12 protein-coding genes are annotated in these 11,832 nt (G+C 59.9%); 5 read left to right on the top strand and 7 right to left on the bottom strand.

Annotation, left to right across the window (positions count from 1 at the left end; translation table 11 throughout):
* Positions 1-14: 14 nt before the first annotated feature.
* From EP165_RS06545 to hemE, 7 genes are all read right to left on the bottom strand, one after another.
* On the bottom strand, positions 15-803 hold the full coding sequence (locus EP165_RS06545; RefSeq protein WP_127520665.1) for a ParA family protein: 789 nt from the start codon (positions 801-803) through the stop codon (positions 15-17).
* 45 nt (positions 804-848) lie between these two features.
* Complete coding sequence (gene rsmG, locus EP165_RS06540) at positions 849-1,475, bottom strand: 16S rRNA (guanine(527)-N(7))-methyltransferase RsmG (RefSeq protein WP_127520664.1); 627 nt, start codon at positions 1,473-1,475, stop codon at positions 849-851.
* A complete protein-coding gene (mnmG, locus tag EP165_RS06535) occupies positions 1,472-3,334 on the bottom strand; it encodes a tRNA uridine-5-carboxymethylaminomethyl(34) synthesis enzyme MnmG (RefSeq protein WP_127520663.1) in 1,863 nt (620 codons plus the stop codon). Before mnmG ends, rsmG begins: the two co-directional genes overlap by 4 nt.
* Before the next feature lie 109 nt (positions 3,335-3,443).
* The gene (mnmE, locus tag EP165_RS06530; RefSeq protein ID WP_127520862.1) at positions 3,444-4,757 is read right to left on the bottom strand and encodes a tRNA uridine-5-carboxymethylaminomethyl(34) synthesis GTPase MnmE; all 1,314 of its coding nucleotides are present in this window, start codon (positions 4,755-4,757) and stop codon (positions 3,444-3,446) included.
* A gap of 101 nt (positions 4,758-4,858) precedes the next feature.
* Complete coding sequence (gene rho / locus EP165_RS06525) at positions 4,859-6,124, bottom strand: transcription termination factor Rho (protein ID WP_127520662.1); 1,266 nt, start codon at positions 6,122-6,124, stop codon at positions 4,859-4,861.
* 156 nt (positions 6,125-6,280) lie between these two features.
* Positions 6,281-6,784: a protoporphyrinogen oxidase HemJ gene (hemJ, locus tag EP165_RS06520; RefSeq protein WP_245440041.1), complete on the bottom strand. Its 504-nt coding sequence runs from the start codon at positions 6,782-6,784 to the stop codon at positions 6,281-6,283.
* An 8-nt stretch (positions 6,785-6,792) separates the two neighbouring features.
* Entirely contained in the window at positions 6,793-7,821 is a 1,029-nt protein-coding gene (gene hemE, locus EP165_RS06515) for a uroporphyrinogen decarboxylase (RefSeq protein ID WP_127520660.1), read from the bottom strand.
* A gap of 406 nt (positions 7,822-8,227) precedes the next feature.
* Here hemE and EP165_RS06510 point away from each other — a divergent pair, with 406 nt between their 5' ends.
* From EP165_RS06510 to dnaQ, 5 genes are read left to right on the top strand one after another with little or no spacing between them, the layout of a single operon-like run.
* Positions 8,228-9,049, top strand: coding sequence for a pyruvate, water dikinase regulatory protein (locus EP165_RS06510; RefSeq protein WP_127520860.1), 822 nt, complete (start codon positions 8,228-8,230; stop codon positions 9,047-9,049).
* Positions 9,050-9,075: 26 nt separating this feature from the next.
* Positions 9,076-9,684: a Maf family protein gene (locus tag EP165_RS06505; protein WP_127520659.1), complete on the top strand. Its 609-nt coding sequence runs from the start codon at positions 9,076-9,078 to the stop codon at positions 9,682-9,684.
* The gene (locus EP165_RS06500) at positions 9,677-10,519 is read left to right on the top strand and encodes a shikimate dehydrogenase (protein WP_127520658.1); all 843 of its coding nucleotides are present in this window, start codon (positions 9,677-9,679) and stop codon (positions 10,517-10,519) included. The genes EP165_RS06505 and EP165_RS06500 overlap by 8 nt, the downstream gene beginning before the upstream one ends.
* Entirely contained in the window at positions 10,516-11,112 is a 597-nt protein-coding gene (coaE, locus tag EP165_RS06495; RefSeq protein WP_127520657.1) for a dephospho-CoA kinase, read from the top strand. Before EP165_RS06500 ends, coaE begins: the two co-directional genes overlap by 4 nt.
* A gap of 17 nt (positions 11,113-11,129) precedes the next feature.
* Positions 11,130-11,825 carry a DNA polymerase III subunit epsilon gene (dnaQ, locus tag EP165_RS06490; protein WP_127520656.1) on the top strand — a complete coding sequence of 232 codons (696 nt, stop codon included), beginning with the start codon at positions 11,130-11,132 and terminating at the stop codon, positions 11,823-11,825.
* The last annotated feature ends 7 nt before the right edge of the window (positions 11,826-11,832 follow it).

Genomic DNA, 11,832 nt, shown 5'->3' with positions numbered 1-11,832 from the left:
TCGGCCCGGAGGCCTCAGGCGGCGCGCAAATGCCGTTCCCGCCGGATCACTTCCGAAGCGAGCTGCAGATAAGCCTGGCTGCCGGTGCAATTAAGATCGTAAAGGATGACGGGCTTGCCGTAGGACGGCGCCTCCGAAACCCGCACATTGCGCGGGATCACCGTGTCGTAGACCTTGTCGCCCATATGGTCGCGCACGTCTTCGACCACCTGGTTCGCAAGATTGTTGCGGCCGTCATACATGGTCATGACGATGCCCTGGATCTCCAGGTCGGGATTGATCGACCCCCGCACCTGTTCGACCGTGGCCAGAAGCTGGCTCAGACCTTCCAGCGCGAAAAACTCGCACTGCAGTGGCACCAGAACCGAGTCCGCCGCCGCCATGGCGTTCAGGGTGAGAAGATTCAGCGAAGGCGGGCAATCGACAAGAACATAGGTGTAAGGGCTCGGACGCGTATTGTCGCGAAGCGCCTTGCGCAGCCGTTGCACCCGGTCGGGCGCCGCTGCGATTTCCATCTCGATGCCGAGCAGATCGAGCGTCGAAGGAACCAGAGACAGCCCCGGAACCGCCGTCGGCATCGCCGCGTCAGCCAAGGTCGCTTCGCCGGTCAGAACGTCATAGGAGGACACCAGCCGCTCTTGACGGTCAATGCCGAGCCCGGTGCTGGCATTGCCTTGCGGGTCGAGATCAACGACCAGAACCTTTTCGCCAATCGCGGCGAGGGACGTCGCCAGATTGATCGCAGTCGTCGTCTTGCCAACGCCGCCCTTCTGGTTCGCAACGGTGATAATGCGGGGACTCATGGTTCGGGACGGCCTCGTATGGTGACTCCGAGAGCGATCGCCGCTTCAGCGCTTTTTGAGATCGGAAATTTCCAGGATCACGCTTGCCGCATCGATCACGCTGGGATGTTCTACCAGACTGAATTGCCAGGCGTCACGGCTTTCTTCGATTTCGCGGCGGTAATCCCGCCCTTTGTGAAAGAGCGCGGTTGCACCCGCCGAAAGCCAGGGCTCCGCGAGGCCAAGAAGCTTGTTGAGCGGCGCCAGAGCGCGAGCAGTCACGATATCCGCGTCCTCACCGGTGCCCGCAAACTCCTCGATACGCTTAGCTACGACGCGGCCCGGAGAGCCGGCAATCGCATTGCGCAGAAAAGAAACCTTCTTCTGATTGCTTTCCACCAGGGTGATCGATGCCCCGTCCCGGTCGGCTAATAGCACCGCCAGAACGGCTCCCGGAAACCCACCGCCGGACCCCAGATCCACAAACCGCAAGGCATTGGGCGCCAGCGGCACAAGCTGGGCGCTATCCAGAATATGACGGTTCCAGAGCTCCGGAATCGTGGATGGCGCCGCGAGATTGATCCTCGCCGCCCATTTCTCGAACGTCGCCTGAAATGCGATCAACCGCGAAAATGTTTCACGTGAAACGGGTCCGGCCACCCGAGCTAGCTCGTCATATCTGGCGTCGCTCATGCCGCCCCGCGGCGACCGTGAAGATGGATGGCCGAAATGACGATAGCCAAAGCCGCCGGCGTCATTCCGTCCATGCGTTGTGCTTCCGCGATGGTGCGTGGCGCACGCTCCGTCAGCTTCTGCTTCAGCTCATTGGAGAGGCCGCCGAGAGAGCTGTAATCCAGTCCCGAAGGAATTTCCGTCTGCTCCTCACGGCGTATGTAGGCAACTTCCTGCTGCTGCCGATCGACATAGACAGCATATCGTGCCTCTGTTTCGACCGCATCGGCAGTGGCCATATCAACCGATGCAAGTTCCGGCCAGATCCGCGCCAGGTCAAGAAATCCAACATCGGGATAGGACAGGAGCTCATATGCCGTGCGACGAACGCCGTCTCGATTGAGCCGGATATCAAATGCAGCTGCTTCATTCGGCGTTACGGAAAGCGACTTCAGACGCTCACGAACGCTCCCGCGCCGGCTCTCGATTTCGCGAAAACGTTCAAGTCGCCCCCCGTCGACAACGCCAAGCTTCTCGCCAAGCGGCGTCAACCGCTCATCTGCATTATCGGCCCGCAACGAAAGCCGGAACTCCGCCCGCGACGTGAACATACGATAGGGTTCGGTAATCCCGCGATGCACGAGATCGTCAACCATCACACCGATATAGGCTTCTGTCCTGCTAATTTCGGTTGGCGCTTCACCGCCAGCACGACGCGCCGCATTCAGCCCGGCAAGCAGGCCCTGCGCGGCGGCTTCTTCGTAGCCCGTCGTTCCATTGATCTGACCAGCGGTGAACAAGCCCTTCACCCGACGCGTCTCGAGGCTCGGCTCCAGTTCCCGCGGATCGATATGATCATATTCGATCGCATAACCCGGCCGCAGCATCGCAGCATCTTCAAGTCCCGGGATCGTTGCGAGCAGGGCCTTCTGCGCGTCCTCGGGCAGGGATGTCGAGATACCGTTGGGATAAACCGTCGAATCGTCCAGGCCCTCGGGTTCCAGAAAGATCTGATGCCCGTCGCGGTCGCCGAACTTCACGATCTTGTCTTCGATTGACGGGCAGTAGCGCGGTCCGACACCTTTGATCGAGCCTGAATACATCGCCGACCGTGCAAGATTGGCGCGGATGATTTCGTGCGTGCGCTCGGTCGTCCGCGTGATCCCACAGTCGATCTGCGGCAGCTCGATACGGTCCGTCATCAGTGAAAAAGGCAACGGGTGATCGTCGGGCTTCTGCATATCGAGCGAAGCCCAATCAATCGTCTTCCCGTCAAGCCTTGGCGGCGTACCCGTCTTCAGCCTGCCGAGCGTGAAACCGGCGGCCATGATGCGCTCCGACAATTTGGTCGACGCCTTCTCGCCCATCCGGCCGGCCGGAAATCGCTCATCGCCAATGTGGATCAAGCCGCGCAGAAAGGTTCCCGTCGTGAGTACGACTGCGGCACAGCGCAGCAATCGCCCATCAGCCAGTTCGACATGCGTCACCGAGCCGTCGGCAATCCCTATGTCGACGATCTCACCTTCGAGAACCGCCAGATTGTCCTGCTCTTCAATCGCCCTCTGCATCGCCTGGCGGTAGAGCTTCCGGTCAGCCTGGGTGCGAGGCCCGCGAACCGCAGGGCCCTTGCGGCGATTGAGGAGGCGGAACTGGATACCCGCGGCGTCTGCGACGCGTCCCATTAGCCCATCAAGTGCATCGACTTCCCGAACGAGATGGCCCTTCCCCAATCCACCAATCGCCGGATTGCAGGACATAACCCCGATCGTATCGGCGGAGATCGTAACAAGTGCCGAACTGGCGCCAGCGCGTGCGGAAGCTGCCGCGGCTTCGCAGCCGGCGTGCCCGCCCCCGATCACGATGACATCAAATGCGTCCATATCTATCAAAACTCGTTACGGCAGCGATTCCGTTTCACGTGAAACATTCTCGGATCAAAGTGAGCGACCTTTATCGCCGATTACCCGTGAAGCCAATGTTTCACGTGAATCATTTCCCGATGCAGAACTGGCTGAAGATGTGTCCCAGCACATCTTCTGTACGGATCTCACCAACGATGCTTGAGATCGCATCCCCGGCAAGCCGCAACTCTTCCGCTCTCAACTCAAGCGGCGTCAGCTCATTTAGCCCATCGCGCAAATGCCCTTCAGCATCGCGGATCAAATCAACCTGTCGCATCCGAAACGGCAGCGCATCGCTGGACCACCCACCAATTCGCCCAATCGCAACCGACCGAAGCATCTCGATCAACTCACCAATGCCAGCTCCCGTCTTTCCGGAAACGAGCAAATCATAAGAACCAGCACCCATCCGCGTCAGGTCGCTCTTCGAACCTATCCGAAGCACCTCCATGCCATCCGGCACATCCACCGGGATAGGGTCGGAAACATCCTCAAGAAGCAGCACGAGATCGCTGTCCGCCGCCCGGTCGAGCGCCCGCGCGATACCTTGCGCCTCCACGCTACCGGCGTGTTCGCGCAATCCAGCTGTGTCAGTGACTAGGGTCCGCACACCACCCAGGTCGAGCACCACTTCGACCAGATCACGCGTGGTGCCCGGCTCATCGGAAACAATTGCCACGTCGCGGTCGGCCAGCCGATTGATGAGACTGGACTTGCCGGCATTCGGCGCACCCAGAATAACGACACGAAACCCGTCCCGCAGAATCTCGGCTTTGCGCGCACCCGCTATCTTTGTCGCCATTTCATCAGCGAGAAAACGCATATCCCGCCAGACTTCACCCGCAACCGAACCCGGCACGTCTCCCTCGTCGGAAAAATCGAGTTCAGCCTCGATCATCGCTCGCGCATACAAGATGCGCTGCCGCCATGAATCGTACTGCGCCTTTGCCAAGCCGTTTGCATTGGCAAGCGCAAAACGCCGCTGCATCGCTGTTTCAGCGGAGATAAGATCGCCAAGTGCCTCGACGCCGGTCAGATCCATCTTGCCGTTGACAAAGGCCCGGCGTGTGAATTCACCGGCGTCTGCTTGCCTGAACCCGTCCAGGCATCCCAGCGCCTCAATCACAGCAGCTACGGATGCTCTGCCACCATGAATGTGGAATTCGGCGCAATCTTCGCCAGTAAAGCTTCGCGGGGCCGAGAAAACGATTGCAAGCCCGCGGTCCAGCAATTCTCCATCGGCAGCCCGGAGGCAAACCAGATCAACCGACCTGTCCCCGGGTACAGAGCCGCAAAGATGCCGAACGGCATCCTTGGCTTTCACGCCTGAAACGCGAATGATCGCAACACCGCTCGGCGGCGCACCGCTGGACAGGGCAAAGATTGTGTCGGACTGTCGCATGGCAATCGCCGGCGACATGCGCCGGCGCCAATGTTCATTTCGAGTCCGAATCGAGTCCTATGGTTAATGAACCATGAATGCTCGTTTCGAGTCCGAATCGATCACGTGTTCATCGAATCGAAGAAGTCCGAATTGGTCTTCGTCTGCTTTAATTTATCGATAAGGAACTCGATCGCATCGGTGGTACCCATCGGGGCAAGAATACGCCGCAACACAAAAATCTTCTGCAAATCCTGCCGCGCGATAAGGAGGTCCTCCTTGCGCGTGCCAGACTTGAGAATATCCATCGACGGGAAGATCCGCTTGTCCGCAACCTTGCGGTCAAGCACGATTTCCGAATTGCCCGTACCCTTGAACTCCTCGAAAATCACCTCATCCATGCGGCTGCCGGTATCGATGAGAGCCGTGGCGATGATGGTCAGCGACCCGCCTTCCTCGATGTTGCGTGCCGCACCGAAGAACCGCTTCGGCCGCTGCAGCGCGTTGGCATCGACACCACCGGTAAGCACCTTGCCCGATGACGGCACAACCGTGTTGTAGGCGCGGCCGAGGCGGGTAATGGAATCCAGCAGGATCACGACATCGCGACCGTGTTCAACCAACCGCTTGGCCTTCTCGATGACCATCTCTGCCACCTGAACATGCCGCGTTGCTGGCTCGTCGAAGGTCGAGGACACAACCTCGCCCTTCACCGAACGCTGCATGTCGGTCACCTCTTCCGGACGTTCATCGATCAGAAGAACGATCAGGAAGCATTCCGGGTGATTGGAGGTGATGGAGTGCGCGATATTCTGCAGCAGCACCGTTTTACCGGTGCGCGGCGGAGCGACGATAAGACCGCGCTGTCCTTTGCCGAGCGGCGCCACGAGATCGATGACACGCGCCGACAGGTCCTTTTTGGTAGGATCGTCGATCTCCATCCGCAAACGCGAGTCCGGATAAAGCGGCGTCAGGTTGTCGAAATGGATCTTGTGCCGGATCTTCTCAGGGTCTTCGAAATTGATCGTGTTGACCTTGAGAAGCGCGAAATAGCGCTCGCCTTCCTTGGGACTGCGGATTGGCCCTTCGACCGTATCGCCGGTCTTAAGTGAGAAGCGCCTGATCTGCGAAGGCGAGATGTAGATATCGTCCGGTCCGGGCAGATAGTTGGCATTGGCCGAACGCAGAAAGCCAAATCCGTCCTGCAGAACCTCGACAACGCCCTCACCGATGATTTCGGTGTCTTGCGCTGCAAGCTTCTTAAGGATCGCGAACATCAGCTCCTGCTTGCGCATGACACTGGCATTCTCGACCTCGAGCGACTCGGCGAATGCGATCAGGTCCGTCGGACCCTTGTTTTTAAGTTCCTGTAATTTCATGTCCGTCAAACGCTATGAGGAGAAAGCGGAGAATTGGGTAGGATAGCGGGAGCGCGAAACGCGGAAGCTGGCTGCTGAAGACGCGGCGCTCTGTATCGGGAGAGGTGGCGACTCATATCGCCGCAGCCCGCAAAGAGCAAGCGGTCATTCGCACCGCAAATCGCCTCAAAAGGGCTTCACGATCACCAGCACCACAATCGCAATCATCAGTAATGTGGGAACCTCGTTTACGATCCGCCAGTGGCGCGCCGGCTTCTCATTCCGGTCCTCGGCGAATTTGCGTACCGCTGCCGACAGATAACCATGAACACCCGACAGCATCAAAACAAGCGCGAGCTTGGCATGCAGCCACCCGCCCTTAAACGCAAAACCATGCCAGGCAAGCCAGAGACCAGCCGCCCAGGTAACGATCATGGCCGGATTGATGATTGCCCGCAAAAGCCTGCGCTCCATCACCTTGAAGGTCTCAGACTTCTCCGAACCGGAGGCGGCATCCGCGTGGTAGACGAACAACCGCGGCAGATAGAGCATGCCCGCCATCCAGGAAATCACGGCAATCACATGCAGCGCCTTGATCCAGTCATAGGCATCGCCCGGCTCGATCAGAAAAAACAGCGCCGTAAGAACCGCCAGCACGCAAAGAGCAACAAATGCTCTGAATACCGGCATTCCAGCGCTCATCGCTGAGAGCCCCTTACCAGTCCGATCATCCGGTCGACATGTTCCAGCGGTGCCTCGGGCGTAATTCCGTGTCCAAGGTTGAAGACCAGAGGTCCATCGCCCAACGCGTCGAGTACCGCCCGCACACCCTCTTCAAGGGCTTCACCCCCGGCAACGAGCCGCAGCGGATCGAGATTGCCCTGTACTGCCCCTGAAGCCTGCAACCGCTTCGCCTGTTCGAACGGCACCGTCCAGTCGAGCCCGAGTGCCGTTACCCCGGTGAGTTGACGATAAGTATCATAGGCAAGTCCAGCACCGCGCGGAAAGCCGATCACCGGCACGTCGGAATGATGCTCGCGAAACCGCCGCACAAGCCGCGCAACCGGTTTGACACACCACCTTTGAAAAGCCGCTTCGTCCAGCACACCAGACCACGAATCGAAAATCTGAACGGCGTCTGCTCCGGCATCGACCTGCCTCGCAAGGTAGTCGCCGCTGAGATCGGCCAACATATCCAAAAGCTCATCCAGCGCTTCCGGATTTCGATACCCGAACAGCCTGGTCGGCGCCTGGTCCGGCGTCCCGCGCCCGGCGATCATGTAAGTCGCAACCGTCCAAGGCGCACCGCAGAACCCAAGCAGCGTCGTCTCTTCCGGCAACTCCGCCCTGATCTTCTTTACAGCTTCGTAGACCGGCGAAAGATTCACGTGAAACCCATCGCCGTTCAGGCCAGCAATCTCTGAAGCGGTAATCGGCGTCATACGCGGCCCGACACCTTCCTCGAACCGCAGATCCCGACCAAGCGCATGCGGCACAACCAGAATGTCGGAAAACAGTATCGACGCGTCGAACCCGAAACGCCGGATCGGCTGCAGCGTAACCTCGCACGCCAGTTCCGGATTGTAACAGAGGTCGAGAAAACTTCCTGCCTTCGACCGCGTCTCCCGATACTCCGGCAGATAACGTCCGGCCTGGCGCATCATCCAGACAGGCGGAGGAAAAACCGTCTCGCCTTTCAGAACCCTGAGCACGTTCCGTTCAGCCATAAAGGTGCACCCGTTCCACCGCTGTAAATAAAAAGGAAACCAATTCAGAAAGATTTTCTGATTCTATGACTCTGTGACTTGCGGGGCAGCAAGCCTGCCCACAGAGGCTCCTGCCCATGCAACCGGCCCCAAATCGCATTTCCCCATGACAGACACAAACGGTAAGAACGGGGATAACCGATCCATTAGGTTGCATTTCAAGCACTTGCAACGAGCGGTCTGTCGCATCCGCCTGGCACGGCACCAGGACAATCGTTGAATAGACCTGTAATTCTTCACAGTGCAGATATTGGTGGCTCGCTACGGTGAATTGTGGATATCAGGACCTCTGTTAGATTGGCCTCCAACTGCACGTCGCCGGAACCGCCTTTTGTCCACACCACATCACAACATGCCAGACGACCATGTGAACAAGCCGCAGAGCTTCTTTCACCTCCATATGATTTCGGATGCGACGGGCGAAACGCTGCTGGCGGCCGGCCGCGCCGCAGCCGCGCAATACACCAACGCCCGCTCGATCGAGCATATCTACCCGCTGGTCCGGAACCGAAAGCAGCTCGACCGTGCATTCGCGGATATCGAGGAGGAGCCGGGCATCGTCCTGTATACGGTTGTCGACACCGAGCTCGCTGCAACCATAGACAGAAAATGCGCTGCGCTCGGCCTTCCCTGCGTTTCGGTGCTTGAACCAGTGCTGACCGTTTTCCAGTCATATCTCGGCACACCCGCCGGCCGCAGGGTTGGTGCGCAGCATGTCCTCGACGCACAGTATTTCACCCGCATCGACGCGCTGAATTTCACGCTCGAACATGACGATGGCCAGATGCTGCATGACGTGGATGAAGCAGACGTCGTGCTGGTTGGGATATCGCGTACGTCGAAGACGCCGACCAGCATCTACCTCGCCAACCGCGGCGTGAAGACCGCGAATGTACCCATCGTGCTTGGCATCCCGGTTCCACCCGAGGTGGTCAGCGCAAGGGGCCCGCTCGTTGTGGGTCTTGTCGCATCCGCCGAGCGCATCTCGCATGTCAGACAAAACCGGATCCTCGGTTCAAGTGGCGACTACCGCTCCCAGGACTATGTCGATCGCTCGGTAATCGCCGAGGAGCTGACATATGCACGGCAATTGTGCAGCCGCCATGGCTGGCCGCTGATCGACGTCACGCGCCGCTCGATCGAGGAAACCGCTGCCGCGATCCTTGCCTTGCGCGGCAAGTCGCGTTAGCGCCGACGCCAGCAAAAGGCCGCAACATGCTCACCAAACCCCGAGAAGTCATTCTCGCTTCAGGCAGCGCCGGGCGCCGTATGCTGCTCGAAAATGCCGGCGTGCCGTTCCGGGTCGAGCTGCCTGATGTCGATGAACGTGCGGTCGAGGCCGCGATCGGCGATTCAGGCACAACCGCTGCCGAACTTGCATTGATCCTCGCCGAGGCAAAAGCGATCGAAGTCAGCCTGCGTTTTCCGGAGGCAATCGTCATCGCGGCCGACCAGACGATGAATCTCGGCGACAGGCTGTTTCACAAACCAGTCGATATGGAAGAGGCGCGGCGCAATCTGATCGAACTTTCCGGACGCACCCACGAGCTGAACAGCGCCGTCGTGATTGCCGAAGCCGGTACGGCGCCGTGGAACTGCGTGGATACGGCCTACATGACCATGCGCGAATTCGGCCCGGACTATGTCGGGCGCTATCTCTCGGCGGTTGGCGATGCCGCTTTGAAAAGCGTCGGCAGCTATCAGATCGAGGGTCTTGGCGCCCAACTGTTCGATACCGCTGAAGGCAGCTTTTTCACAATTGTCGGCCTGCCGCTTCTGCCGCTGCTTCGGGTTCTGCGCGAATATGGGGCGATCGATGGCTGATGCAGCGCCGAAGGCATTCGTCTGCGGGCACCCGATTTCGCATTCGCGTTCGCCTCTTATCCATCGCTACTGGCTCGCCGAACTCGGACTTGATGGCGGCTACGACCCCATCGATGTCGCTCCGCACGACTTTGCCGACTTCTTTTCCCACATGATCCGGCGAGGCTGGATCGGCGGCAATGTAACGATCCCCCATAAGGAACACGCGTTCCGGCTCGCGGCACGCCGCGATGCCGCCGCCGAGGCAATCGGCGCTGTGAATACGCTCTGGCTCGAAAACGGCGAGGTGGTCGGCGGAAATACCGATGCATATGGTTTCGCGGCAAATCTCGACGCCGGAGCGCCAGGCTGGAGCAGCGCCGAAACTGCGATCGTTCTCGGCGCGGGCGGTGCCGCGCGTGCAATCGTATTTGCGCTGCAGGCAGCCGGAATTGCAGACATCCGCATCGTCAACCGCACGCGCGAGCGGGCCGCCGCCCTGGCGCAGCTGTTTGTTTCCGGCGTCGGCGCCAATAGCTGGTCCGAACTGCCCGGCCTGCTGCCGTCTTGCCACCTGCTGGTCAACACCACGTCGCTGGGCATGACCGGCCAGCCGCCGCTGGAGGTCGACATCACGCCACTACCGGTCGGCGCTGTTGTCACCGACATCGTTTATGCGCCGCTGGAAACAGGCCTTCTGGCTGCCGCGCACAGCCGGGGCCTTGTCGCAGTCGATGGTCTGGGCATGCTGCTGCATCAGGCGGTACCCGGTTTCGAACGCTGGTTCGGGCGACGTCCCCAGGTGACCGCAGGCCTTCGGGCGCATATTGTCGCCGATCTGGAGTCTGGGCGATGATCATACTCGGCCTCACCGGCTCGATAGGAATGGGCAAGTCGACAACGGCAAAAATGTTCGTCGATGAGGGCATTCCCGTTCACGATTCCGACGCGACCGTGCATCGGCTCTACGCCGGCAAGGCGGCAAGGCTGATCGAGGCGGAGTTTCCGGGCACGGTGTCCAACGGCGTTGTCGACCGCAGGCGGCTTGCCGCTGCCGTTCTCGACGATCAGGAGAAACTGCGCCGGCTGGGCGAAATCGTTCATCCGCTCGTGCGTGCCGAGCAAGATGCTTTCGTCGCCCGGCATCGCAATGCGGGAGCAGAGCTTGTCGTGCTCGACATCCCGCTCCTGTTCGAGGTGGGAGCGACCAGCCGGGTCGATGACATTCTCGTGGTAACCGCGTCACCGGAGATACAAAAGGCGAGGGTAATGTCGCGGCCGGGGATGACCGCGGAAAAATTCGCCGCAATACTGGCGAATCAGGTCCCGGATCGCGAGAAAAGGCGCAACGCCGATTTCGTCATCGATACCGGTGCCGGAATGGAAGCGGCGCGCACCGCGGTTCGAAAACTGATCCAGACACTCAAGGCGCGCGACCGCTCCGGCTGAATGGAGAGATACCAGCGGTGCGCGAAATCATACTGGACACCGAAACCACCGGCCTTGACTCGCGCCTCGACCGCATCATTGAAATCGGCGGTGTTGAGCTGGTCAACAAGTTCCCGACCGGCCGTACGTTCCATCAGTACATCAACCCCGGCAACCGCAGGGTTCACGCCGAGGCGCAGGCGGTCCATGGCATCAGCGATGCCGACCTTGCCGACAAGCCGGGTTTTGCCGAAATCGTGGATTCGTTTCTCGACTTTATCGAGGGGGCCGACATTGTCGCCCACAATGCGGGCTTCGATGCCGGGTTCATTAACGCCGAGCTGGAGCGGATCGGGGCCGATCCGATAGCGCCGGAGCGCATCGTCGACACGCTCGCGATCGCAAAACGCAAACATCCGATGGGGCCGAATTCACTCGATGCGCTGTGCCGGCGCTACGGCATCGACAACACACACCGCACACTGCACGGCGCTCTGCTGGATTCCGAGCTCCTCGCCGAGGTCTATATCGAGCTGATCGGCGGGCGCCAGGCAGCCCTTGGACTGGACATGACCGCCGGCGCCAGCGAGCGTGACGAAACGGTAATCGCGACCGTCTCATTCGGCGCCCGCACGACGCCGCTGCCTCCGCGCATCACCGATGCGGAGCTGGAAGCCCACGCAGCGATGGTTGCCAGGTTGGGCGAAAACGCAATCTGGCTGAAAGCGGGCTGACGCTGGC

The organism is Mesorhizobium sp. Z1-4 (assembly GCF_004000235.1).
Taxonomy (GTDB): Bacteria; Pseudomonadota; Alphaproteobacteria; order Rhizobiales; family Rhizobiaceae; genus RCIO01.
Note: the sequence above shows the minus strand (reverse complement) of the source record. Positions and strands in the feature narration are given on the sequence as shown.